The following is a 23,946-nucleotide window of genomic DNA, read 5'->3' as shown; positions in this document are numbered from 1 at the left end:
GCCAGCATCGGCCGCATCGTGGTGAGGGGCAGCCGTTTGGCGGGGGCCATATTGCAGGTTGAAGAGTACAGCGCACCGACGCTGCCGGAAAAGGATGATGCTCGCAGCGGTAGCGGGCGGGAGAGGCTGCGCGCGTCGTTATCGCGATACCGCCTTTATCGCCCTGCGATCATCGCGGCATGCGTCGGCGTCGTGCTGTCGGTCGTCGGGACGGTTGCCGTGGGACGCTGGGAAAACCGGCTGGCGCGCACCGATTTCGAAGGCGTGGCCGAGGCCCAGGCGATCCTGGTCCAGAACGGCGTCAACGAATATGTCAGCCGGCTGACCGCGCTGCGCACCCGCTTCGAATCCGCCAACGACGACATTACCCGCAGCGAGTACCAGACCTTCAGCGCGCGCCTGTTCGAGGCGCATCGCGGCATGCTCCGCCTGGCCTGGCTGCCGCGGATCAAGCGCAAGGAGCGCGGCGAATACGAGGCGGCGGCGATCACCGATGGCGTTCCCGCCTTTCGCATCAAGTCCTATCCCGACGGCACGGTGGCGCCGGAGAGCGACGAATACTATCCGGTCTACTTCTCCACCGAGGCGAAGACCTCCCCGGTCTACGGTCTCGATTATTGGAGCATTCCCGACCATCGCGCCGTGCTGGAGCAGTCGCGCGACTACGACGTGATCGGCGCGCTGCGCACGCGTCAGAACCTGATCAATCAGAACGAGCGCAACAACGCCGTGATGATCGGCATCCCCGTCTACGCCAAGGGGACGTCGCGCACGACGGTCGCCGACCGCCGGCGCAATCTCAGCGGCTTCATCATCGGCGTGTTCGACCTGCCGACGCTGCTGCAGTCGGTGCGCGCGAACAATCCCAACAGTCCGGCGCTTGCGATCAACCTTCTGCCGCCCGAACGCGTGATCAACGCCTCCGGCGTGGACCCGCAGCGCTGGCCCGCGGACCCCAGCATCTGGTCGACGACCTTGCGCATCGGCGATGCCGACTGGGTGTTCCAGGCGGCGCCCGCCGGCGGCAGCCTGATGGCGAGCCACAATCGCGCGCTGGCGCTGTATGCGGCCGGCATGGCGACGACGATCTTCCTCGCCGTGTATCTCGCGCTGTCGAGCCGCAACGCCCTGCAGCTCGCGCTCGCCAATCGCCGCGTGCTCGAGCTGGCGCAGACCGACGCGCTGACGGGCCTCGCGAACCGCGCCTTCTTCCTCGAGGAGATGGAGCGCATCAACGACGAGAAGAACGGCCGCTTCACCGTTTTCCTGCTCGACCTCGACCGCTTCAAGAACGTCAACGATTCACTCGGTCATGGCGCCGGCGACGAGCTGCTGGTGCAGGTCGCGCAGCGGCTGAGATCGCAACTGCGCGACGAGGACGTGCTGGCCCGGCTCGGCGGCGACGAGTTCGCCCTGATCCAGGCCGGATCCGCCGACCAGCGCGCCGCCGCGATCGAGCTTGCTCAGCGCATCACCAAGCTGATCGCCGAGCCGTTCCAGCTCGCCGGGCAACGGGTCGAGATCGGCACCAGCATCGGCATCTCGCTCGCGCCCCAGCACGGCCGCGACCAGGAGCACCTGCTCAAGAAGGCCGATCTCGCGCTCTACCGCTCGAAATCCGCCGGCCGCAGCTGCTACACGCTCTACGACGATGCGATGTCGGCCGAGCTCGAGGCGCGCAACACGCTCGAGGGCGATCTGCGCGACGCCATCGCGCAGTGCCAGTTCGAGGTGCACTATCAGCCGTTCTACGACGCCGAGACGCGCGAGCGGCGCGGCGTCGAGGCGCTGGTGCGCTGGCGTCATCCGGTCAAGGGGCTGGTGCCGCCGGACAAGTTCATCCCGCTTGCGGAGTCGACCGGCCTGATCGTGCCGCTCGGCGAATGGATCATCGGGCGCGCCTGCGACGACGCCACCGCATGGCCGGACGACGTCAAGATCGCCGTCAATCTGTCGCCCGTCCAGTTCAAGCAGGCGGAACTGTTCGACGTCATCCAGTCGGCGCTCGCGAGGTCCGGCCTCGATCCGAAGCGTCTCGAGATCGAGATCACGGAGTCGGTGCTGCTGGAGCGCGCGGCCGAGAACGAGAGCTTCATCGACAGGCTGAAGGGCCTCGGCATCTCGCTGGCACTCGACGATTTCGGCACCGGCTATTCGTCGCTGCGTTCGCTGACGGCGTTCCCGTTCAACAAGATCAAGATCGACAAGTCCTTCGTCGCCAATCTGAGCGTGCGCAACGAAAGTGCCGCCGTCATCTCCTCGGTCGTGACGCTGGCGCGGGGGCTTGGCATCCAGATCACCGCCGAAGGCGTCGAGACCGAAGAGCAGCTGGTGCAACTGCGCTCGCTCGGCGTCAACTTCGCGCAAGGTTATCTGCTGGGCCGGCCGATGCCGGTCGAGCAGCTCGAGCAGCATCTGGAGATCGCGCGCGCTGCGTCCGAGGCCGACGAGCCGCAGCCGGCCGAAGACGCATCTGAGGACGGCGCAACCGAGGACGACGATCCGCACTCGGCGGCCGTCGTCGCGCTCATTCCCCGGTCCGGGGCGCTGCTATCCCTCGCATCCAACGGCTGAGCGGCGAGGCGGTTTCGGCGTCCGCGTCGACCGACAGGCGTGGCGAGCCCAGCATGGCGGCCTCGCGCGCGGCGCTCGGCGTGATGCCGTAGGCGGTCTTGAACAGCCGCGTGAAATGCGCATCGGTCCCGAGCTGCCAGCGCCGCGCGACCTCGCTGATGCGCAACGCCCGCGATCCGGTTCCCGCGAGATCGAAGAACGCACGGTGCAGTCGGCGGCGGCGGATGTAGTCGGCGATGCCGCCGATCGGCGCGAACAGGCGATAGAGCGACGCGCGAGACATCCCGAAATGCAGCGCCACGGCGTCGGCGCTGAGTTCGGGGCTCGACAGCCGCGCTTCGATATATTGGCGGACGCGGAGCAGCGAGGCGTCCGGCGTCACGCTGCGGTCGGCATCGCGGCGTTCGAGCTCGCCGCGCAGGCACGCCGAGATCAGTGCGATCGTGCCCTCGACCGCAGCCTGGCACTCGTCGAAACTCATGCGCGGCGCATAGTCGAGCAGTGCGCCGAAGTGCCGCGCCAACAGCGGCGCCAGCGCGCCGCTGCGCGGCAGCACCAGGCCGTGCAGGTCGTCGACCTGCAGCAGGCGCGCATCGAACATCGGACGCGGCACCACCAACGTGACGTTCTCGAACGGCGTCGCGCGCGTTTCGAGTGTCTGGGCGAGATCGAGCACGCAGAGGTCGCCGGCCTCGACCCGGATCGGCGAGGCGCCCGCGACGCCCTCATAGCTGCCGTTCACGTAGAGCTGCAGGATGATGTGATCCACGCCGCTGCGGGCGACGGTCTCGGCCGATCGCCGGAACCGCTGGCCGCTCGCACGGGCCGATCCGAGCAGGACGGAGCCAAGCGCGTAGGACAGGACGTCCGCCCGGAACGGAGCGGCCTCGCCGGCCGCGAGCTCGTCGACCTCGAAGAACGTCGACGTGGCCTCACGCCACGCGGCAATGTTGGTCTCGGTGTCCATCTGCTCGGCGGAAAAGCCATAGCTCGGCAGCAGGGACGAAACGGCTTTGATCTCACTCTTCACACGGCGCCGCAGTCATTCTTGAGTTTTCGTCTCAACTTCTTGATCGACCGTATCGGATCGGTCGCCCGCCTTGACCCGATGCTCCGCGCACCGGTTATAGACGCCTATCGCCAAGTTGCCCGAAAGGAAAGCCGGGCCGTTCGACGGTCCCCCCATGACCCCTCGCGATCGAAAGGTCCGGCTTTTCAGCCTGCTGACACGCACTGGCGGACACGGCCCTCCGGCCGCCCACCGTCTTTCATGACGAAACCATGCTTGACTCATTTTCAGGACCTCGGCGCCCGTCGGTCACGACGGGCGCCTTTGTCGTGAGGCAGGTGGCCGACGGGCAGGCCGTCCCCGGGCTTGGACGAGCTCGTCGCTAGGTGGCGCCGAAGGCCTTGAACGTGATGATGGTGTGGGTGTCCTGAATGCCCGGCAGCACCTGGACCTTCTCGTTCACGAAGTGGCCGATGTCGGTGGCATTGTCGACGTAGAACTTCACCAGCAGGTCATAATTTCCCGCCGTCGAGTAGATCTCGGAGGCGATCTCGGCTTCCGCCAGCGCATTGGCGACCGTGTAGGACTGGCCAAGCTTGCACTTGATCTGGACGAAGAAGGGAACCATTGCGGGCTGTCTCCGGAAGGCATCTTTCGCCTCAATATAGCGTTTTCCGGCGAAGTCGATACGCTTTCTCCGGTGGCCGGGCCTGCTTGCCGGGCGCGGCCGGCCCGCGCTAGGAAGGGGCATGAGCACCCCCGTCGCACTCACCATCGCCGGTTCGGATTCCTCCGGGGGAGCCGGTATCCAGGCCGACCTCAAGACCTTCGCGGCGCTCGGCGTCTATGGCGCCTCGGTGCTGACGGCGCTGACCGCCCAGAACACCAAGGGCGTGACCGGGGTGCACCTGGTGCCCCCCGATTTCGTCACCGCGCAGATCGATGCGGTGTTCGACGACCTCGCCGTCGGCGCGGTCAAGATCGGCATGGTGGCGCAGGCGCCGATTGCCGACGCCATTGCCGCAAGCCTTGCGCGCTGGGCGCCGTCACATGTGGTGCTCGATCCGGTGATGGTGGCGACGTCGGGTGCCCGGCTGTTGCCGGAGGATGCGATCGACGCGCTGCGCCGCGGGCTGATCCCGCGGGCGTCGCTGATCACGCCGAACCTGCCCGAGGCGGCCGCGCTGCTGGACGAGCCGGTTGCGACCTCCGACGAGGCGATCGCGGCGCAAGGCCGCCGGCTGCTCGCGCTCGGCTGTCCGGCCGTGCTGATCAAGGGCGGCCACGGGCAGGGCACCGACAGCACCGACTATCTGATCACCGCGGATGGCTGCATCGCATTGGCGTCGCCGCGCATCGACACGAAGAACACCCACGGCACGGGGTGTTCGCTGTCGTCGGCCGTGGCCGCCGGGCTGGCGAAGGGCGAGAGCCTCGAGGCGGCCGTGCGCAATGCCAAGGCCTTCATCTCCGGCGCCATCGCGGCGGCCGAGCGCTTCACCGTCGGGCATGGCCACGGCCCGGTGCATCATCTGTACCGGTTCTACTGATTGAGATCACCCGATTCTGGTTCGAGCCGTGCGCATCAGCCGCGCGGCGGCGATCTCCTGCTGATGTCCCCCCATCACGCGGGCGCGATATTCGCCTGGTGATTCGCCGAACCAGCGATTGGACGCGCGGAAGAAGGTGCTCTGGTCGGCATAGCCGAGCAGATAGCCGATGTCGGTGAGCGTCATGCGGAAATCGGCGAGATGGCGCTGGGCGAGCTCGCGCCGCGTGACATCGACGAGATCACTGAAGGAGAGGCCTTCATCGGCGAGCCGGCGCTGGAAGGTGCGATCGCTCAAGCCGAGCTCGGCGGCAATGGCCGAGCGCAACGGGCTGCCGTCGGGCAGCAGCTTGGCAATGGCGATGCGGGCGCGGTACGCGGTGTCGGCCGTGACCAGCCGCTCCAGCGCCTCGCCGGCGATGCGATCGTGGATCGCGGCGAGCTCGGGGGCCGAGGTGGTCAGCTTGCAGGCGAGATCCTGATCCGATACCAGAAAGCCGTTGAACGGTGCATCGAATTCAAGCGGGGACTGGAACGCCCTGTTGTAGCACGCGATCGACAGCGGCACAGCGTGCGAGAAGCGGGTGGCGAGCGGCGTCAAGCGACGGTCCAGCATCCACCGGCATAGATTGAGCAGATTGACGACGCCGTAGTCGTAGCGCTGCCGCGGAATCGGGCATTCACCGCCGAACACGTCGGTCCGCACCCAGCGGCCGCCATTGCCCTGCTCGAGCGTGATGGTGACGGCGTCACTTACCAGGCACATGTAGCGGATCAGGCGCGTCAGCCCGGCGAGAAGCGTGGGGCTCGACATCATGGCGTAGCCGGCGACGCCATAGTTGTCAGGCCGCGGCGCATCGAGCTTGGCGAGCCCGATGTCCGGATTGCCCGAACGCTCCGCCGCCAGCACCCACAACCGGCTCAGTGCCTCGGTCGGCCAGCGGCGATCGCAATCGTCGAGATCGTCGATCGACAGGCCGACCTCGGCGAACAGCGCGGCCGCATCCAGACCTTGCTCGTTCAGTGTCGTCGCGACGCCGCGCATCCAGGACGACGATGTGGTTCGAATCTGCTGAGCCATCCCTTGGCCTTCTGGAGCCAGTGCTTTGGCCTCCTCGGGTCATTGTGCAGATGCACATGAGATTGCATAGCACCGGGCATTGGCGATCGCGACACGAAATTCGTTGTGCGACCGCATGGCTGGCGCGCAGGAGAAAATCATGCCCGTTCTGAAAACCAATGACGGCACAGAGATTTACTACAAGGATTGGGGCTTCGGCCAGCCGATCGTGTTCAGCCATGGCTGGCCGCTGTCAGCGGATGATTGGGATGCGCAGATGCTGTTTTTCCTCAATCACGGCTTTCGCGTCGTCGCCCATGACCGCCGCGGCCATGGCCGCTCGGCCCAGGTCGCCGACGGCCACGACATGGACCATTATGCCGACGATCTCGCGGCATTGACCGCGCATCTCGATCTCAAGAGCGCGATCCATGTCGGCCATTCGACCGGTGGTGGCGAGGTCGTGCATTATCTGGCGCGTCACGGCGAAAGCCGCGCGGCCAAGGCGGCGATCATCGCTGCCGTGCCGCCTCTGATGGTCCAGACCGCGGCCAATCCGGGCGGACTGCCGAAGTCCGTGTTCGACGACTTCCAGACCCAGGTCGCCACGCGCCGCGCGGAGTTCTATCGCGACGTCGCCGCTGGGCCGTTCTACGGCTACAACAAGCCCGGCGCCAAGCCGTCCGAGGCCGTGATCCAGAACTGGTGGCGCCAGGGCATGATGGGCAGCGCCAAGGCGCACTACGACGGCGTCGTCGCATTCTCGCAGACCGACTTCACCGAGAATCTCAAGAAGATCACGCTGCCCGTGCTGGTCATGCACAGCGAGGACGACCAGATCGTGCCTTACGCGGATTCCGCGCCGCTGTCGGCCAAGCTCCTGAAGAACGGCACTCTGAAGACCTACAAGGGCTTTCCGCACGGCATGCCGACCACGGAGGCCGCGACCATCAACGCTGACCTCTTGGCCTTCATCAAGGGCTGACGCCCTCGCGCGTCCTTCCGCATCACAAATCTGTCACGGAGATTCTCATGTCGAAGCTCGAAATGCTGACCCCGCAGAACTGCGCGGTCGCGCTGATCGACTATCAGCCCGCGATGTATCAAGGCGTGCAGTCGCACGATCGCCTCGGCGTCTTCAACAACATCCAGATCGTCGCCAAGGCGGCCAAGCTGTTCAAGATCCCGACCGTGCTCACCACGGTCGCCAAGGACTCGTTCTCCGGTCCCTTCATGCCGGAGGTGACCGAGCTGTTTCCGGAGCACGACATCGTCGACCGCACGGCGATGAACTCCTGGCTCGATGCCGGCTTCCGCAAGCAGGTCGCCGCGACCGGCCGCAAGAAGTTCATCATCGCGGGACTCTGGACCGAGGCCTGTGTGCTGTTCCCGACGCTCGACATGCTGCGCGAAGGCTATGAGATCTACATCCCGGCCGATGCCTGCGGCGACCTGTCGCTCGAAGCGCACAACCGGGCGATGGACCGTGCGGTGCAGGCCGGCGCGGTGCCGATCACCTCGTGCCAGTTCGCCTTCGAGCTGCAGCAGGACTGGGCGCGTGCCGAGACCTATGACGGCATGATGGAGATCCTGAAGGCGCATTCGCCCTACGGCATCCAGATCCGCTTCTCCAAATGGGCGCTTGGAGAGCACGCCTCGGAGGGCGGGGCCAAGTAGTCCCGGGACGAACGATGAAGATCTATCTGTTTTCGCTCGGGGCAGGGCTGCTGGTCGGCGTGATCTACAGCCTGCTTCAGGTCCGCTCGCCGGCGCCGCCGCTGGTGGCGCTGGTCGGCCTGCTCGGCATCCTCGTCGGAGAGCAGGTGATCCCCGTGGGCAAGCAGCTCCTGAACGGCACCACGCTTGCTGCCGCGTGGCAGAAGGCGGCCTGCGCCACGCACATCTTCGGCCTGCTGCCCGGCCACCACGGCCGGGCAGAGACGACCAATTCTACCGCGCAGAATGAGAAGGCCTCATGACCGATTACCCCGATCTCATCCTCCATCGCGGCCTGTTCACGACGCTCGATCGGTCCAATCCCACGGCGAGCGCGGTGGCGATCAAGGGCGGCGCCTTCACCGCGGTCGGCCACGAGCAGGACGTGATGAAGCTCGCCGGTCCCCGAACGAAGATCATCGACCTGAAGGGCCGGCGCGCGCTGCCGGGCCTGATCGACAATCACCTGCACATCATCCGCGGCGGTCTCAACTTCAACATGGAGCTGCGCTGGGACGGCGTGCGGTCGCTCGCTGACGCAATGGCGATGCTGAAGGCGCAGGTCGCGATCACGCCGCCGCCGCAATGGGTGCGCGTGGTCGGTGGCTTCACCGAGCACCAGTTCGCCGAGAAGCGGATGCCGACCATCGATGAGCTCAACGCGGTCGCGCCGGACACGCCGGTGTTCCTGCTGCATCTGTATGATCGCGCCATTCTCAACGGCGCCGCGCTACGCGCCGTCGGCTACGACAAGGACACGCCAGAGCCGCCCGGCGGCGAGATCGCGCGCGATGCCCAGGGCAAGCCGACCGGATTGCTGCTCGCGAAGCCGAACGCCGCGATCCTCTATGCGACGCTCGCAAAGGGCCCCAAGCTGCCGTTCGACTATCAGCTCAACTCCACGCGCCATTTCATGCGCGAGCTGAACCGGCTCGGCGTCACCGGCGCCATCGATGCCGGCGGCGGCTTCCAGAACTATCCGGACGACTATGCCGTGATCCAGAAGCTCGCCGATGACGGCCAGCTCACGATCCGGCTCGCCTACAATCTGTTCACGCAGAAGCCGAAGGGCGAGAAGGACGACTTCCTGCGCTGGACGCAAAGCTCGTCCTACAAGCAGGGCAGCAACTACTTCCGCCACAACGGCGCCGGCGAGATGCTGGTGTTCTCGGCCGCCGATTTCGAGGACTTTCGCGTGCCGCGACCGGACATGCCGGCCGAGATGGAAGGCGAGCTCGAGGAGGTCGTGCGCATCCTGGTCCAGAACAGGTGGCCGTGGCGGCTGCACGCGACCTATGACGAGACCATCTCGCGCGCGCTCGACGTGTTCGAGAAGGTGAATCAGGATACCCCGCTCGACGGGCTGCACTGGTTCTTCGATCATGCCGAGACCATCTCGGACCAGTCGATCGACCGTATCGCCGCGCTCGGCGGTGGCATCGCCGTGCAGCACCGCATGGCCTATCAGGGCGAGTATTTCGTCGAGCGCTACGGCTTTGGCGCGGCGGAGGCGACGCCACCGGTGAAGACGATGCTCGACAAGGGCGTCAAGGTCTCCGCCGGCACCGATGCGACGCGCGTCGCCTCCTACAATCCGTGGGTCTCGCTGTCCTGGCTGGTGACCGGCCGCACCGTCGGCGGCCTGCGACTGTATCCGCAGCGCAACTGCCTCGATCGCGAGACGGCGCTTCGGATGTGGACCGAGAACGTCACCTGGTTCTCCAACGAAGAAGGCAGGAAGGGCCGCATTGCGGTCGGGCAGTTCGCCGATTTGATCGTGCCGGATCGCGACTTCTTCTCCTGTGCGGAGGCCGAGATCGCCGACATCACCAGCGACCTCACCATGGTCGGTGGCCGCATCGTCTACGCAGCCGCCGCGTTCAAGCCGCTGGACGACGCGGCTCCGCCGCCGGCGATGCCGGATTGGTCGCCGGTGCGCCGCTTCGGCGGCTATGGCGCCTGGCTGGAAAAGGGCGACGATGGCACCGTCCGCGCCCAGGCGATGCAGATGTGCGGCTGCGCCAGCGCGTGCGGCATGCATGGCCACGACCACGCGCGGGCATGGTCCTCCAGCCTGCCGGTCTCCGATCTCAAGAGCTTCTGGGGCGCGCTCGGCTGCGCCTGCTGGGCGGTCTGAGATGGCGGGGATGTCCGACACGCCGCGGCCGATCGCCGCGGTGCTCGACTGGCGCTGGCTGTGGCCCGCGGCGCGGGTCGCGCTGGTTTCAGCCTATCTGATCGGCGGCGTCCAGAAGTTCATGGACTTCCCAAGCGCCATCGCTGAGCAGGCGCATTTCGGCCTGCAGCCGGCGGCGCTGTGGGCGTCGGCCGCGATCGCCGTCGAGCTGATCGGCTCGGTGCTCGTCATCGCGAACAGGTTCGTCTGGCTCGGCTCCGGCGCGCTCGGTGTGCTCACGCTCGTTGCGATGCTCACCGCCAATGATTTCTGGCACATGGCCGGCCATGAGCGCTTCATGGCGCTGAACGCCTTCTTCGAGCATCTCGGCCTGATCGCCGGCCTCGTGCTCGTCTCGATCATCTCCTGGCGCGCGCGCCGCGCTTGATCCACATCTGCTCATTCGAGGTCGTCATGGTCCGTTCCCGTCATCTGCTCGGTGCCGTCATTGCCACCACGCTGCTCGCCGCGCCCGCTCTCGCCAAGGACGCGGCGCCGCTGATCGGCGTGGGCGCGCAATACGACACCACGCATGTCTATGTCGCGCCCGACGACGTCGAGAAGTTCGCTACCTCTTTCCTCGCCACCTTCGGCGGCCTGAGCACCAAGCAGGTGGTTGCGACGGTGACGCCTGCTCCGAGCAGCACGACCTCGCAGCTGCTGCAGACGCCGGTCGGGACCGTCTCGCTGTTCGGCTTCAAGACACCAATCCCGTACCCATTCGGCGCCGAGCGCACCGGTTATCTCGTCACCGATCTGGACGCGGCGATCAAGGCGGCCAGGACCGCCGGCGCCGACGTGGTGGTTGCGCCGTTTCCCGATCCGATCGGCCGTGATGCGGTGATCCAGTGGCCGGGTGGCGTCAACATGCAATTGTACTGGCACACGACGAAGCCGTCCTACGCGGCGTTCCAGACCGTTCCCGACAACCGCGTCTATGTTTCGCCCGATCGCGTCGAGGCCTTCACGCGCGCCTTCCTGCGCTTCTCCAAGGGCAAGGTCGTCTCTGAGGACCCCAAGGCGCCTGGGGTCGAGATCGGTCGTCCCAACGATCACTATCGGCGCCTCCGCATCGAGTCGGTGTTCGGGCGGATGACCGTGCTCGTGACCGACGGCCATCTGCCATATCCGTTCGGGCGCGAGATGACCGGCTACGAGGTCGCCGATCTCAAGGCGACCCTCGACAAGGCGAAAGCAACAGGCGCGACCGTGCTGGTCGAACCCTTCACCTCGGATAAGCGCGAACAGGCGGTGGTGCAGTTTCCCGGCGGCTATGTCGCGGAGATTCATGCGCCGTCGAAGTAGGGTATTGCTGCGATTCCCGAGAGGTGACGGATGGCGTGGGTCCTGAGAAAGACGGTGGTCGCGAGCGCGCTGCTCGGCGCGCTATGTGCGGCCACGTCAGCTCTCGCCGAGGACAACGCCTCACGTCCGGCGATCCGTACCAACCGCTGGCAGGAGGACTGGTCGGTGCTCGCCGATCCCGCGCTGCGCACGGCGCCATCAGATCCGATCAAGTACATCCCGCTGCAGCAGGATCATCCGCAGAGCTACGTCTCGTTCGGCATGAACCTGCGCGAGCGGTTCGAGAGCCTGGATGCCGCGAGCTTCGGCATCGGTGGAACGAAACCCGATCAGCATGTCCTGCAACGGCTGCAGATCCATGCCGACGCACATCTCAACGAGCACTGGCAGCTGTTCGTCCAGCTGGAGGACGACCGTGCCTTCGGCAAGGCCAAGATCACGTCCGTCGACCAGGACCCGCTCGACCTCCGGCTCGCCTTCCTCGCCTATGTCAATGCGACGGAGAAGGGCACCTTCAAGGCCCGGGTCGGGCGCCAGGATTTCGACTTCGACCTGCAGCGCTTCGTCTCGTCGCGCGACGGGCCGAACGTGCGCCAGTCCTTCGACGCGCTGTGGGCCGACTGGGAAAGCGGCCCATGGCGCTTCATCGGGTTCGTCAGCCAGCCGGTGCAATACAATCTGGTGCGCCCGTTCGACGATACGTCGAACGGATCGTTCCTGTTCCACACCTTCCGAATCGAGCGCCAGGTGCTCGGCACCAACGAGCTGTCGTCGTATTATTCCTACTATCAGCGTGACAATGCGCGCTTCCTCGACGCAGCGGGTGCCGAGCAGCGCCACGTGCTCGACATCCGCTTCGCCGGCAAGCTGGCGGGCTTCGACTGGGATCTCGAGGCGATGGGGCAGGCGGGCTCGGTCGGGACGAAGCAGATCCGCGCCTGGGGCGCCGGGGCGCGCGCCGGCTACACCTTCGCCGATTTGGCTTGGCAGCCGCGCATCGGCCTTCAGCTCGACGGCGCCTCCGGCGACCGCCATCCCGGCGACAGCAGGATCGAGACCTTCAATCCGCTGTTCCCGAACGGCTATTACTTCACGCTCGCGGGCTTCACCGGCTACACCAACCTGGTCCACCTCAAGCCGTCGCTGACGGTGAAACCCGCGACCGATCTGTCGTTCATGGCGGCCATCGGCCTGCAATGGCGCGCGACGACGGCGGACGCGATCTACGTCCAGCCCAATGTCGCAGTGGTCGGCACGGCCGGGCGGGGCAGCGCATGGTCCGGCGTCTACGCGCAGCTGCGCGCCGACTATCGCTTCAGCGCCAATCTCACCGGCGCGCTGGAAGCCGTGCACTACAAGATCGGTGATGCGCTGCGCCGCGCCGGCGGCCACGATAGCGATTACATCGGCATCGAGCTGAAATACGCGCTCTAAACAACGAAGGTAGGACCACACATGTCGCAATTCGTGTCCCGCAACGTTGTGCCGCTGCTGCTCAGCGTCAATGCCGGCTATGTCGACACGGCCGGCTTCCTGGCGCTGCAGGGCCTGTTCACGGCGCACGTCACCGGCAACTTCGTGACGCTCGGCGCGGCGCTGGCGCTCGGGACCTCGGGCGCGGTCGCCAAGCTGCTGGCGCTTCCGGTGTTCTGCGTGGTCGTGATCGCGACACGCCTGACCGGCACCTTGCTGTCGCGGCGGGGGGCGCGCGCCTTCGAGATCCTTATCGCGGTCAAGCTCGTGCTGCTGATCCTCGGCGCCGCGCTCGCGGTGCATTTCGGCGCGTTCCATGATGGCGACAGCCGCGAGGCGATCATCACCGGCATGGTGCTGGTCGCGGCGATGGCGATCCAGAACGCCGTGCACCGGATCCATCTGCCGACCGCGCCGCCCTCGACCCTGATGACCGGCACCACGACGCAGGTGATGATCGATCTCGCCGACAGGATCTATGTCGGTGACAAGGGCCAGGCGCCGCCGCCCGCGCGGCTCATGCAGATGGCCATCAACGTGCTCGCCTTTGCGCTCGGCTGCGGCGGCGCCGCGCTGCTGTTCGTGCGCCTGGGCAGCTGGTGCTTCGTCGTGCCACCGGTCGTTGCCGCGCTGGCTCTCGTCGTGCGTCTCGCCGGGCCGGAGCCGGCGCGCTGAGGACGCTGTCAGGTGCCGGTGCCGAGCGCCGGCTGCACGTTCGGCGCGGGGGCCGTTGGCGGCAACCGCGGCAGTGATGGCGCGACCTGGGTGTCGCCGTCGCAATGGACCGCGTAGAGCAGTCCGAGCGGGTTGCCGTGCTCGCGGAGAAATTCCCGGCGCAGGCTGAGGAACGTCTCACCCAGCGGTACGCCGTCGAGAAAGCTCTCGAAGAAGCGCTTCGCCCAGGCCGTGGCGAAGATCGCCGGCGTCTTGCATTCCGTCCCAACCACGCCGCGCGCGCCCTTGGCCATGAAATACGGCACGAAGCCGTCGTAGAACGCCGGCGACAATTCGGCCGACTCGCAGGCGTTGATGAAGACGAGGGGGTTGCCGGGAAGCAGCTTGCTGGTCGGGGCGTCCAGGCTGAGCTCGCCCAGCGTGATGCCGGCATCGGTCAGCACCAGGCTGGAGCCGTCGGGACCGCCGGGATCGTCGAGGCCGGTCGCCCGGGCGTGACAATAGAGGTAGAGGATCTGGTCGTTGGTGGTCTCGTCGGCCAGCGCCTTGACCAGCTCCTTGCTGGTCGTGCGCGAGACCACGTGGACGTTGCGGCGTGCCGCCTTCTCCGCGACCCAGAAGCGCTGCTGCTGGGCGACGAGGTCGGCGCCCATCTGCCGGTCGATGTTGTCGTTGACGTTGACGCTGATGCTGAGTTCGGGCTTGTCGCTGGGGATCAGGCAGTCGGAGACGCGCGGCGTGTTCTGCATCGGGATCTGCTCGATCACGTGGCGCATGCCGATGAAATTGTCCCAGTCGAGCTTGGCGCCGGCCGAGGCATCGCCGACATAGAGCAGGCCCCACGGCACCGTGGTCGCCTCCGCCACGATCTGCAGCTTCAGCCGCCTGGAGCGGTCGCTGGTCAGCTTGCGCAGGAATTCGCCGATGTCCTTGGAATCCTGCGCGGCGGCGGGGCCGAAGAACAGCTTCGTGAACAGTGCCGCTCCCGCGCGCGCCATGATCTTGAGCGCGGCGTCGCGGTCGGCATCGGCGATGTCGATCCCGCTCTGGAAGACGAAGCTGCCGGCCGCGTTCTGATAGGTCACGACCTTCATGAGCTCCTGACGCGCGATCTCGATCGACTTGGCGAGGTAGTCCGGCAGCAACGGCAGCCGGGCGCGCACCGTGACGGGCTTCCAGACGAGACAGTCGTAACCGCCCGCGATCGGCATGATCGACAGGCCGACGTCGCGCGGATTGAGCACGCTGGCGGAGGAATAGGGCCGGCCATGCGCGCCCTCGACGCGGGGCGAGGGCGCTGCGCCGACATCGATGACGAGGTCCATCTGCTGGACGAAATTGCCGTCCTTGTGGACCGTCGCCCGCAGCGCCGACGGGCCGAATTTCTTCGGCGACAGGTCGAACCGCGCCTTGTTGCGCGACTTGCCTGTGCGCGGCAGCCGCAGCGGGCGGCTCTTGTCCGACAGCTCGAAATCGTCGCTGTCGAGCTGGATGGTCAAGGTGACATCGGACGTCCCTTCCGGGAACAGTTGCTCGTCGGCGAGCGGCACCGACGAGACGCCGCTCTGCTGGATGTCGACGTCGAAAGCGAAGGTGTACCACTGGCCCGGCTTCAACGGCTCATCGAGATCCTCGAAGCCGGCGTTGATCCAGCGCTGCTCGCCGGACGGATAGGCTTTGCGGTTCTCGAACGGGGGTGGCTGCGCGACCGGCGGCGCCGGCACCCATTGCGGATATTGCAGCTGAACCTGCTGCTGCTGGTCTTCCTGCTGCCGCTGCTGCTGCTGATGCTGACCTTGCTCCCGCTGCTGCCGCTGGGCCGGCTCGACCTGCTGCTGATCCTGCTTCTGCACCTGCTCCGGGAACGGAGCACGCTCGAACGTCCGCTGACGCCAAAGCTGCTGATCGTCGCCCTGCTGATGGAGTTGCCTGAAGTCGGGGCTGAGCAGCCCGCCGCCCATGCCGGGTTGCGGCTTGACGGCTGCGGGTGCAGCCAGGATCGCAGCCCAGAAAGCGTGCGCCACTTCGGGGTGGGCGATGTCGCTGTGGGCGCCGGCTGCGCCGCCGCCGTTCCTGATGATGCGGCTCGCCTCGATGTTGTAGACCCGGCCGCTGCCGAAATTGTAGCTGAAGCCGACATCCTGGATCGGCATGTCGACGATCGCCAGGGGCTGGGTGCCGCGGACGCCGAAGCTGCCGATGGCGCCGTACAGCGGATAGTCGGTATCGAGCAGATATTGCTGCTTGAGCCGCGCTCCGAGCGGGTAGAACCATCCGTTGGCCCGGTCGTAGCTCGAGCGGGTGGTCACGAAGGCGCCGCGCACGAGCCCCTTGAGCAGCGTGCGCCGGAAATAGCCCTGCGTCGGCGCGGCCTGCGGAATGTTCTCGGCATAGCACCACAGCGACAGTGCGCCCTGGACCAGGAACATCGTCTCGACTGGACGCGGCAGCGCGCGGCCGTCGGGCGTGCCGGCGACGGCCGCCGACACGACGATGCAGCCGAAGCTGTGGCCCATCAGGTGAACCCGGGCCGTGGGCGCCGCCTGCTGCAGTCTGACGAGGACATCATGAGCGCCGGCCTCGCCGAACTGGCGCGCGCGATCCTTCATCTTCCAGAACGACAGGATGCGGAGCGGCGCCAGCAGCGCGTCGCGCAGATCATCGCCGAGGCCCAGCGTCCCGGCGGTTGCGTCGGCCGGCGCGCTCCGCGCCTCGCTCACGATCACGGACGGATCGAACCGGTCCTGCTCGGCGCCGGGGCGTCCGCTCGCATCGCCCATCGCAAGGCCGGCCGCGGCGAACAGCCTGAGATAGGCATCGCGCATCGCGTCCGGCAACGTGGCCGCCGCCGGCGCAATGCGCGCCTGCTCGAGGATCGAGCGGATGTCGGCGCGTGCCGCCGGGGTGTCGGCAATGCGGGCCGCATAGCGTTCTACCTCCGCCTCGAGCGATGCCGCCGGTGTGTCGGCGGACAGCAACCCGCCGCCGCCCGATGGCAGCGTCTCGTCTCCGAACGGCAGGCTCGGCCAGTGCAGTCCGATGATGACGGGGGCAAAGCCGGGACGCTGCCGCGCGGCGGCGAGCCGATCCGCTTCGAGCGCCGCCATGGCGGCAAGCCAGCGATCATACTGCTCGATCGCCGCAGGGACGTCGCCCATCCAGCCATGGCTCAGCAGAAGAATATCGGTGACCGCCCCGCCCAGCGTCTGGAGGCGGTTCACCACCATCTCGCTCGCGAGCGAACCGTCGGCCTCTCGCCGCTCCTGCCCCGTCGCGTCGAAGGCGATGAGCACGTATTGCAGGTCTGAGCCTGGTACCTGACGGACGGGCATGCGCGCCTCGCAATATGACCATGTCGGCACCCGCTGTGGTGCTTGGTTGCCGACCCTAACAATTTCTTATTATGCGTGTGTTGTATTTAGCCGAGTTCATCGAGTCAACGCGATGACGTGAGGCTGCAACCCCGGCTGCGTCACGCAGTTGGTCCTGCTGACGGCGGACCGCGGTGAAGGCGCAGGGGATCGCGCGCCGGCGGCCTCCGATGACGAAAAGTTTAGCTGTCCGCATCGCGGTCCGCCATTGCATCCCATCTGCATAATCCCCAATTCTAGAAACGAAACGGTTCCGTTCTATTCAAGGAGACGTGATGACACAGCAAGCTCTGTCATCGGCTGAGGTCCCATCGGCGGCCAACGACGGTCCGGCGGTCTCGGCCCGCGATCGTGCCGTGCGGCAATGGCGCGGGGATGCCTCCGGCGAGACTCCGCAGCAGATCGAGGCCAAGGCGCCGGCTGCGGAGCCCGGCCCGTCGCCGACGGAGCACGGGCAGCGCCAGGAGGGGTCCCGGAGGAGCCTGATCCGGCGGCATCCGCTTGGGGCAGCGCTGGGTCTCGTGCTGCTGCTCGCCGTCAGCGCCGGCGGCTACGTCTACTACGATGCGGCCGGTCGCTATGAGACCACCGACGACGCCTTCATCGCGGCCCGCCAGTTCTCCATTGCGCCAAAAGTCTCCGGCTACATCACCGCCGTCCCGGTCACCGACAACCAGCACGTCAAAGCCGGCGACGTGATCGCGCGCATCGACGATCGCGACTACAAGACTGCGCTGGCGCAGGCCGATGCGCAGGTGAAGTCGGCGCAGGCGGCGATCCGCAACATCGATGCGCAGATCGAGGTGCAGCAGGCGCAGATCACCGCGGGCCAGGCCCAGGTCGAGCAGGCCCAGGCCGGGCTGACCTTCGCCGAGCAGCAGGCCAAGCGCTATCAGGACCTCGCCCGCACCGGCTCCGGCACGGTGCAGAGCGAGCAGCAATACACATCGCAGCTCCAGCAGCAGAAGGCGGCGCTGACCTCGGCGCAGGCCAACCTCTCGGTCGCGCAGCGCCAGTTGGAGTCGCTGAAGGCGCAGCGCGAGAGCGCCGAGGCCAACCTCACGCAAGCCCAGGCACAGAGCGACCAGGCGCAGCTCAATCTGTCCTACACCACCGTGACCGCGGCGCAGTCCGGCCGCGTCGTCAATCTCAGCGCCGCCGACGGTCAGTTCGCAGCCCAGGGCACGGCACTGACGATGTTCGTGCCAGACGAGGTCTGGGTCACCGCCAACTTCAAGGAAACCCAGCTCGACCAGATGCGCCCCGGCGAGCCCGTGACCTTGGAGATCGATGCCTATCCCGAGCGCGAGATCCGTGGCCATGTCGCCAGCGTGCAGTCCGGCTCGGGCCCGGCCTTCTCGTTGCTGCCGCCGCAGAATGCGACCGGCAACTATGTCAAGATCGTGCAGCGCGTGCCCGTGAAGATCGAGATGGACGATCCGCCGACCGACGTCGCACTCGGGCCGGGCATGTCGGTGGTGCCGACCGTGCGCGTCGATCCCAAGCCGTCGCTCTATGAGCGGCTTAAGGCTGCGCTGTGAGAAGGCTGATGCCATGAGCGAGGCCGCTGCTCTCTCCGCGCCGCGCGCCGGCAGTCCCTGGATCATCGCCGTGCTGGTTGCGCTCGCGACCTTCATGGAGGTGCTCGACACCACCATCGCCAACGTCGCGCTGCCCTATATCGCCGGCGGCATGGGCGTCAGCCAGGACGAATCCTCCTGGGTGGTGACGACCTATCTCGTCTCCAACGCGATCATCCTGACCGCCTCGAGCTATCTCGCCAAGCGTTTCGGCCGCAAGACCTTCTTCCTGCTCTGTCTCGGCCTGTTCACCGTGAGCTCGGTGCTGTGCGGCTTCGCCTGGAATCTGCAGGTGCTGCTGCTGTTCCGGATCATGCAGGGCCTCGGCGGCGGCGGCATGGTGCCGGTGGCGCAATCGATCCTGGCCGACTCCTTTCCCCCGGAAAAGCGCGGCCAGGCCTTCGCGCTGTTCGGCGTCGCCGTGGTCGTGGCGCCGGTGGTCGGCCCGACGCTCGGCGGCTATCTCTCCGACAACGCGTCGTGGCACTGGTGCTTCCTGATCAACGGCCCTGTCGGTGTTGCGGCAATGATCCTGATCGGACTGATCCTGAAGGAGCCGGCCCCAGTCACGGCGGAGCGTCGCAAGCAGGCGCACGGCTTCGATGTCGTCGGATTCCTTCTCGTCGCGACCTTCCTCGGCGCGCTCGAACTGATGCTCGATCGCGGCCTGGAGGACGACTGGTTCGACTCGCGCTTCATCATGGTCACCGCCGCGGTCTGCGTCGCGGCCTTCATCGCCATGATCCCGTGGGAGATGAACCGGAAGAATCCGACCGTGGACGTCCGCATGCTGGCGTCGCGCCAGTTCGGCGCCAGCTTCCTGGTGATGCTGGCGACCGGCGCGATCCTGCTCGGCACCACGCAGATGCTGCCGCAGATGGTGCAGCAGGATTTCGGCTACACCGCCACCTGGGCCGGCCTCGTGCTGTCGCCGGGCGGTCTCGTCACCATGGCGATGATGTTCGTCGTCGGACGCCTCTCGGGCAAGGTGCAGCCGAAATACATGATCATGACGGGCGCCGCCGTCGTGGCGTTCGCGATGTACGACCTCACCCGGGTCTACGCCAATGTGGATTTCTGGTTCTTCGCCGAATCCCGCATGCTGATCGGAATTGGCCTGCCGCTGATCTTCCTGTCGATCACGACCGCGTCCTACAACGGCATTCCGCCTGAGAAGACCGACCAGGCCTCGGCGCTGATCAACGCCGCGCGCAACACCGGCGGCTCGATCGGCGTGTCCTTGGCGGCCAACATCCTGGCGCACCGTGCGCAGTTCCACCAGAGCCGGCTGGTCGAGAATGCGATTCCGTCCAATCCGGCCTATCAGGACACGCTGCACCAGGTGACCAACTACTTCACCGCGCATGGCAGCTCGCTGGTCCAGGCGCAGCAGCAGGCGCTCGCCTGGATCGGCCAGACCGTGCAGATGCAGTCGTCGCTGCTCGCTTATGTCGACGTCTACTGGGCGCTGATGCTGATCTCGCTGTCGGCGATTCCGCTGGCGCTGACGCTCCGCAAGGTCAAGCTCGGCGGCGGGCCGGCGATGGCGCATTGAGTAGGCACTGTGGTTCGGCTGTCATTCCGGGGCGATGCGCAAGCATCGAACCAGGAATCTCGAGATTCCGGGTTCAGCCCTGGCGGGCTGCCCCGGAATGACGGTCAAGAACATCAGGGGCGCTCACACCGTCTCGTCCGCGATCCCGTTCCGCAGCAGACCGATCCGGTCGATCTCGACCTCGACGACGTCGCCGGGCTTCATCCACAGCGGGGGCGTGCGGCGGGAGCCGACGCCGCCGGGCGTTCCCGTGGCGATCACGTCGCCGGGCTCGAGCCGGGTGAACGACGAGCAGTATTCGATCTGGCGCGGGATATCGAAGATCATCTGGCTGATCGTGGCGTCCTGCACCACCTCGCCATTCAACCGTGTCTGCAGCCGCAGCGGACCGAGATCGTCGATCTCGTCCGGCGTGACCAGCCACGGGCCGAACGCGCCGGTCGCGGGAAAATTCTTCCCCGGCGTGAACTGGTGGGTGTGGCGCTGGAAGTCGCGCACGCTGCCCTCGTTGTAGCAGGCATAGCCGGCGATGTGCTGCCAAGCCTCGCTGCGCGGGATGTAGCGGCCGGGCTTGCCGATGACGATGGCGAGCTCGCCCTCGAAATCGAGGTCGGTCGAGACGCGCGGGCGGATGATGTCGGTGAGATGCCCGGTCTGGCTGTTGGCGAAACGGCCGAACACCGTGGGGTTCTCGACCTCGGAGCGGCCGGTCTCCTTGCGGTGCGTCTCGTAGTTCAGGCCGATGCAGAGGATCTTGTCCGGGTTCGGGATCACCGGCAGGAAGCTGATGGCGGAGAGCGGATACCGCCTCGCGCCCGAGGCCGCTGCGGCCGCCTCCTTCAGCGCGTCCGCTGCGATCGCCGATTTCAGGTCGGGGAAGCGGTCGCGCAGGATAGCACCGAGATCGGCGATCTCAGTGCCCTCGACCAGTCCCCAGGTTGACGCATTGTCGATGGTGAAGCTTGCAAATCTCATCCGATGTCCTCAGGTCGAAACCGCCGCTACGGCGGAGGGAGAAGCCGGTTCTTGCGCCGATTTCGCGAAGCGCGCGATGGTGCGCTCCGGGAAGATCAGCGCGAAGGCCGAGATGGCGCCAACGATCAGCACGCCGGCGGTGAATGTCATGGCGTGGGCGTAACCGAGCGGCGCGTTGTTTCCGGCCTCGCCGACGATCCAGCCGGTGAGCGCATTCGACACCAGCGCGGATGCCGCGTTGCCGGAGTAGATCACGACGATGAGCCGGCCGCGCTGGATCGCCGGCGCCACGGCGCCGAGCGCGACGGGGCCGAAGATCGTGGTGAGGCTCGGTGCGGCGAAGGCGATCGCGATACAGGCGAGCTGCAGCGGACCCGTCGTGACGATGCTGAGCAGCAGCGCACAGCCGGCGGCGAGCAGCGCGAGGCCCGAAGCGTGGCCGAGGCAGGCGCGCAGGCTGAAGCCACGACGCTGCAGGAATTGCGTGAGCCAGGAGCCGCCGAGCAGCAGCGGCGACTGGAACAGATAGATCCCTGAGATGATCCAGCCGACATCGACCTGCTTGTAGCCGAGCCCGAGCTGCAGAAAAGGCGGCAGCCAGGTCGCGGACATGCCGACGATCCAGTACGACGCGGTCGACATGATGATGACGCCGATCACGGTCGGATCGGCCCACAGCACGCGCGCCGGCAACGCCTTGTCCTTCGCCGCCGAAGCCTCCGGCGCAAGGGCGGAGTAGGGGCCTTCGCCGCCGACCAAGAACCAGCCGAGCATCCAGGCGAGGCCGAGCAGGCCGCAGAACAGGAAGCCGGTGCGCCAGCCATAGCTCACGATGACATAGGTCAGGATCGGACCGCCGGCCAAGAGACCGACGCTGATGCCCTGCAGCACCACGGCGCTCGGCACGCTGCGCCGGTCGGCGGGAAACCAGTTGTAGCAGGCGTGCAGCGCGGTCGGCAGTCCCGGCCCTTCGCCGGCGCCGAGGATGATGCGGCAGATCACCAGCACGGCGATCGAGCCGGAGAAGAAGATCGGGATCTGCGTCGCCGACCAGACGCCGGCCATGATCAGGAGCAGCCATTTCACCGGGAAGCGGCCGACGACGAACATGCCGACCGCCATGCCCGACAGCGAGAACAGCAGGAAGAAGCTGCTGCCGATCAGGCCGAACTCCTTCGGGCTCAGACCCAGCTCCTTCATCATCGGCACGGCCGAGAGGCCGAACACCAGCTTGTCGAAGAAGTTCAGCGTCTGGAACAGGAACAGCATGACGAGGACGGCGATCGCGCGTCCTCCCACACTGGGTCTGGCGGTGTCGGATGATGTCGTCATGGCGTTTCCCCGTTTGATAGTCTCTTGTTTTGATTAGTGCAGTCGTTCGTTCAACTCGCTCAGCAGCGCGGCGAGCTCCGGCGCGTCCGTCGCGACGCCGTAGACATAATGGTCGGGTCGCACCAGCGCGGCGCTGCAGCCGTGGCGTTCGAACCAGCGTGCGACGACGGCGCTCTCCTCGTGCAAGCCGTGACCGCCGATGACGATCACACTGATCCCGGCGTCGCGGGTGGCAGCGTCGATCGAGCTCGAGTTCAGCGCACCCCGCCCGTCGAGGACGAGCCGCCATCCGGTGCCGGCGACGATATCGAGCAGGGCACGCCCGCCATCACCGACGATCCAGGGCTGCGGAAACAGCGTGCCATTGGCCGCGTTTGCCTTGGTCGCGAGCAATCCCTGCGTCAGCGGCGGCACGATCTCCTGCCGGGTGATGGTGCGCGGCACGCCGCCGCCTTCGGCAAGGATACGCGCATCGCGTGCCGCTGCGGCCTCCGGATCCTGCTCGCAGATGACGCGGCCGATCGCCTTGATGCGCGTGGTCAGCTCGCGCACATGCGTGCTGCGCTCGATCTCGTAGCTGTCGAGCAGGGCCGCGGTCGATTGTCCGCGCAACACGCGCGCGAGCTTCCAGCACAGATTGGCGGCATCGCGCAGGCCCTGGCACATGCCCTGGCCGATGAAGGGCGGCTGCTGATGCGCGGCATCGCCGGCGAGCAGGACGCGGCCCTGGCGCCAGCGGCTTGCGACCAGCGCATGGAAGCGATAGCTTGCCGCGCGCCACAGCGTGGCGTCCTCGGGCCTGAGCCAGGGGGAAAGCAGCTGCCAGACCTGCTCCGGCTGCTCCATCGCCTGGCGGTCTTCCCCCGCTCGCAGCATGATCTCGAAGCGACGATGGTCGCCGGGACCCATGATGTAGGTGGTCGGACGCGCGGGATTGCAGAATTGGGCTGCGGTGGCCGGGAGCTTGCTGACGCCGCCGTCATTCACGAGAAGATCGACCACCAGCCACGGCTCGTCGAAGTCGAGATCGTCGAAGCTGATGCCGAGCTGCTGGCGCACGGTGCTCGAGGCACCGTCGCAGGCGATGACATAGTCCGCGGTGACCTCGCGCATCGTGCCGTCCGCCCGCTGCAGCGTGATGGTCGCCGCCGTTGCATCCTGCCGGATTGCGACGAAGGTCGTGCCAAGCTCGACCGTGACGGAAGGACAGCGGCGAACACGATCGCGCATCACCTGTTCGACCGGCGGCTGCGTGAACACCATGCTCGGCGTGTAGCCGAGAGGATAGGGCTCGCCAACCATGTCGATGCGGCGGATCAACTGCCCTTGCGCGCCGAAATGCTCGGACGCGGGGAACGGCGCGACGTAGCGGCTGACTTGTTCGGCGATGCCGAGATTGTCGAACAGCCGCATGATCTCGTGATCGAGCGCGATCGCGCGCGGCTTGTCATAGATGTCGATAGCGCGGTCGATCGCGAGCGTTTTGATGCCCTGCGTGCCGAGCAGGCTCGCGGCGATGGCGCCGGTCGGACCGAAGCCGATGATGACGGCCTCGAAATGCTTGTGATCTGACGTGGCGGACATGGAAACTCGGAG

Annotated in this window: 19 protein-coding genes; 12 read left to right on the top strand and 7 right to left on the bottom strand. The window is 66.7% G+C overall.

Going from position 1 to position 23,946, the window contains the following annotated elements:
• The first annotated feature begins 51 nt into the window (after positions 1 to 51).
• Complete coding sequence (locus tag QX070_RS20700; RefSeq protein WP_315738873.1) at positions 52 to 2,574, top strand: EAL domain-containing protein; 2,523 nt, start codon at positions 52 to 54, stop codon at positions 2,572 to 2,574.
• Here QX070_RS20700 and QX070_RS20695 read toward each other — a convergent pair.
• Complete coding sequence (locus tag QX070_RS20695) at positions 2,528 to 3,592, bottom strand: helix-turn-helix domain-containing protein (RefSeq protein WP_315739129.1); 1,065 nt, start codon at positions 3,590 to 3,592, stop codon at positions 2,528 to 2,530. The genes QX070_RS20700 and QX070_RS20695 overlap by 47 nt on opposite strands.
• 373 nt (positions 3,593 to 3,965) lie before the next feature.
• A complete protein-coding gene (locus QX070_RS20690) occupies positions 3,966 to 4,211 on the bottom strand; it encodes an Lrp/AsnC ligand binding domain-containing protein (protein WP_172112765.1) in 246 nt (81 codons plus the stop codon).
• A 121-nt stretch (positions 4,212 to 4,332) separates the two neighbouring features.
• Between QX070_RS20690 and thiD the strand changes: the two genes are divergently transcribed.
• On the top strand, positions 4,333 to 5,133 hold the full coding sequence (gene thiD, locus QX070_RS20685; protein WP_315738872.1) for a bifunctional hydroxymethylpyrimidine kinase/phosphomethylpyrimidine kinase: 801 nt from the start codon (positions 4,333 to 4,335) through the stop codon (positions 5,131 to 5,133).
• A 6-nt stretch (positions 5,134 to 5,139) separates the two neighbouring features.
• Here the strand turns inward: thiD and QX070_RS20680 are convergent, their stop codons facing one another.
• Positions 5,140 to 6,213 (bottom strand): AraC family transcriptional regulator, encoded by a 1,074-nt coding sequence (locus tag QX070_RS20680; RefSeq protein WP_315738871.1) that lies wholly within the window; start codon positions 6,211 to 6,213, stop codon positions 5,140 to 5,142.
• A gap of 139 nt (positions 6,214 to 6,352) precedes the next feature.
• On the opposite strand from QX070_RS20680, the gene QX070_RS20675 reads away from it, so the two are divergent.
• Genes QX070_RS20675 through QX070_RS20640 form a run of 8 tightly spaced genes read left to right on the top strand, consistent with a single transcriptional unit; the run spans position 6,353 to position 13,537 of the window.
• Positions 6,353 to 7,177, top strand: a complete 825-nt coding sequence (locus QX070_RS20675) for an alpha/beta hydrolase (RefSeq protein WP_315738869.1) — start codon at positions 6,353 to 6,355, stop codon at positions 7,175 to 7,177.
• Positions 7,178 to 7,224: 47 nt separating this feature from the next.
• A complete protein-coding gene (locus QX070_RS20670; RefSeq protein WP_315712755.1) occupies positions 7,225 to 7,869 on the top strand; it encodes a hydrolase in 645 nt (214 codons plus the stop codon).
• Between the two features lie 14 nt (positions 7,870 to 7,883).
• A complete protein-coding gene (locus tag QX070_RS20665) occupies positions 7,884 to 8,171 on the top strand; it encodes a XapX domain-containing protein (RefSeq protein WP_315738868.1) in 288 nt (95 codons plus the stop codon).
• On the top strand, positions 8,168 to 10,045 hold the full coding sequence (locus QX070_RS20660; protein ID WP_315738867.1) for an amidohydrolase: 1,878 nt from the start codon (positions 8,168 to 8,170) through the stop codon (positions 10,043 to 10,045). Before QX070_RS20665 ends, QX070_RS20660 begins: the two co-directional genes overlap by 4 nt.
• A gap of 1 nt (position 10,046) precedes the next feature.
• Positions 10,047 to 10,472: a DoxX family protein gene (locus QX070_RS20655; RefSeq protein ID WP_315738866.1), complete on the top strand. Its 426-nt coding sequence runs from the start codon at positions 10,047 to 10,049 to the stop codon at positions 10,470 to 10,472.
• Positions 10,473 to 10,498: 26 nt separating this feature from the next.
• Positions 10,499 to 11,389 carry a glyoxalase gene (locus QX070_RS20650; RefSeq protein WP_315738865.1) on the top strand — a complete coding sequence of 297 codons (891 nt, stop codon included), beginning with the start codon at positions 10,499 to 10,501 and terminating at the stop codon, positions 11,387 to 11,389.
• A 30-nt stretch (positions 11,390 to 11,419) separates the two neighbouring features.
• Positions 11,420 to 12,823, top strand: coding sequence for an alginate export family protein (locus QX070_RS20645; RefSeq protein WP_315738864.1), 1,404 nt, complete (start codon positions 11,420 to 11,422; stop codon positions 12,821 to 12,823).
• Positions 12,824 to 12,844: 21 nt separating this feature from the next.
• The gene (locus tag QX070_RS20640) at positions 12,845 to 13,537 is read left to right on the top strand and encodes a YoaK family protein (protein ID WP_315738863.1); all 693 of its coding nucleotides are present in this window, start codon (positions 12,845 to 12,847) and stop codon (positions 13,535 to 13,537) included.
• An 8-nt stretch (positions 13,538 to 13,545) separates the two neighbouring features.
• Here the strand turns inward: QX070_RS20640 and QX070_RS20635 are convergent, their stop codons facing one another.
• Positions 13,546 to 16,869, bottom strand: coding sequence for a CHAT domain-containing protein (locus tag QX070_RS20635; RefSeq protein WP_315738862.1), 3,324 nt, complete (start codon positions 16,867 to 16,869; stop codon positions 13,546 to 13,548).
• A gap of 314 nt (positions 16,870 to 17,183) precedes the next feature.
• Between QX070_RS20635 and QX070_RS20630 the strand changes: the two genes are divergently transcribed.
• On the top strand, positions 17,184 to 18,449 hold the full coding sequence (locus tag QX070_RS20630; protein ID WP_315738861.1) for an HlyD family secretion protein: 1,266 nt from the start codon (positions 17,184 to 17,186) through the stop codon (positions 18,447 to 18,449).
• 13 nt (positions 18,450 to 18,462) lie between these two features.
• Complete coding sequence (locus QX070_RS20625) at positions 18,463 to 20,043, top strand: DHA2 family efflux MFS transporter permease subunit (protein ID WP_315738860.1); 1,581 nt, start codon at positions 18,463 to 18,465, stop codon at positions 20,041 to 20,043.
• A gap of 123 nt (positions 20,044 to 20,166) precedes the next feature.
• Here QX070_RS20625 and QX070_RS20620 read toward each other — a convergent pair whose 3' ends face one another.
• From QX070_RS20620 to QX070_RS20610, 3 genes are read right to left on the bottom strand one after another with little or no spacing between them, the layout of a single operon-like run.
• A complete protein-coding gene (locus tag QX070_RS20620; protein WP_315738859.1) occupies positions 20,167 to 21,018 on the bottom strand; it encodes a fumarylacetoacetate hydrolase family protein in 852 nt (283 codons plus the stop codon).
• 9 nt (positions 21,019 to 21,027) lie between these two features.
• Complete coding sequence (locus QX070_RS20615; protein WP_315738858.1) at positions 21,028 to 22,350, bottom strand: MFS transporter; 1,323 nt, start codon at positions 22,348 to 22,350, stop codon at positions 21,028 to 21,030.
• Positions 22,351 to 22,383: 33 nt separating this feature from the next.
• Entirely contained in the window at positions 22,384 to 23,934 is a 1,551-nt protein-coding gene (locus QX070_RS20610) for a bifunctional 3-(3-hydroxy-phenyl)propionate/3-hydroxycinnamic acid hydroxylase (RefSeq protein ID WP_315738857.1), read from the bottom strand.
• Between the last annotated feature and the right edge of the window lie 12 nt (positions 23,935 to 23,946).

Origin of the sequence: Bradyrhizobium sp. SZCCHNR1093, from assembly GCF_032381175.1 — a bacterium.
Taxonomy (GTDB): domain Bacteria; phylum Pseudomonadota; class Alphaproteobacteria; order Rhizobiales; family Xanthobacteraceae; genus Bradyrhizobium.
This window is presented reverse-complemented; position numbering and strand designations above follow the sequence as displayed.

Excerpts from the sequence above, each read along its gene's own strand:
- QX070_RS20675 (WP_315738869.1), top strand. The coding sequence starts at position 6,353 with ATGCCCGTTCTGAAAACCAATGACGGCACAGAGATTTACTACAAGGAT.
- QX070_RS20665 (WP_315738868.1), top strand. The coding sequence starts at position 7,884 with ATGAAGATCTATCTGTTTTCGCTCGGGGCAGGGCTGCTGGTCGGCGTG.
- QX070_RS20660 (WP_315738867.1), top strand. The coding sequence starts at position 8,168 with ATGACCGATTACCCCGATCTCATCCTCCATCGCGGCCTGTTCACGACG.
- QX070_RS20640 (WP_315738863.1), top strand. The coding sequence starts at position 12,845 with ATGTCGCAATTCGTGTCCCGCAACGTTGTGCCGCTGCTGCTCAGCGTC.
- QX070_RS20670 (WP_315712755.1), top strand. The coding sequence starts at position 7,225 with ATGTCGAAGCTCGAAATGCTGACCCCGCAGAACTGCGCGGTCGCGCTG.
- thiD (WP_315738872.1), top strand. The coding sequence starts at position 4,333 with ATGAGCACCCCCGTCGCACTCACCATCGCCGGTTCGGATTCCTCCGGG.
- QX070_RS20645 (WP_315738864.1), top strand. The coding sequence starts at position 11,420 with ATGGCGTGGGTCCTGAGAAAGACGGTGGTCGCGAGCGCGCTGCTCGGC.
- QX070_RS20630 (WP_315738861.1), top strand. The coding sequence starts at position 17,184 with ATGACACAGCAAGCTCTGTCATCGGCTGAGGTCCCATCGGCGGCCAAC.
- QX070_RS20625 (WP_315738860.1), top strand. The coding sequence starts at position 18,463 with ATGAGCGAGGCCGCTGCTCTCTCCGCGCCGCGCGCCGGCAGTCCCTGG.
- QX070_RS20620 (WP_315738859.1), bottom strand. The coding sequence starts at position 21,018 with ATGAGATTTGCAAGCTTCACCATCGACAATGCGTCAACCTGGGGACTG.
- QX070_RS20680 (WP_315738871.1), bottom strand. The coding sequence starts at position 6,213 with ATGGCTCAGCAGATTCGAACCACATCGTCGTCCTGGATGCGCGGCGTC.
- QX070_RS20655 (WP_315738866.1), top strand. The coding sequence starts at position 10,047 with ATGGCGGGGATGTCCGACACGCCGCGGCCGATCGCCGCGGTGCTCGAC.
- QX070_RS20650 (WP_315738865.1), top strand. The coding sequence starts at position 10,499 with ATGGTCCGTTCCCGTCATCTGCTCGGTGCCGTCATTGCCACCACGCTG.
- QX070_RS20610 (WP_315738857.1), bottom strand. The coding sequence starts at position 23,934 with ATGTCCGCCACGTCAGATCACAAGCATTTCGAGGCCGTCATCATCGGC.
- QX070_RS20615 (WP_315738858.1), bottom strand. The coding sequence starts at position 22,350 with ATGACGACATCATCCGACACCGCCAGACCCAGTGTGGGAGGACGCGCG.
- QX070_RS20635 (WP_315738862.1), bottom strand. The coding sequence starts at position 16,869 with ATGCCCGTCCGTCAGGTACCAGGCTCAGACCTGCAATACGTGCTCATC.
- QX070_RS20690 (WP_172112765.1), bottom strand. The coding sequence starts at position 4,211 with ATGGTTCCCTTCTTCGTCCAGATCAAGTGCAAGCTTGGCCAGTCCTAC.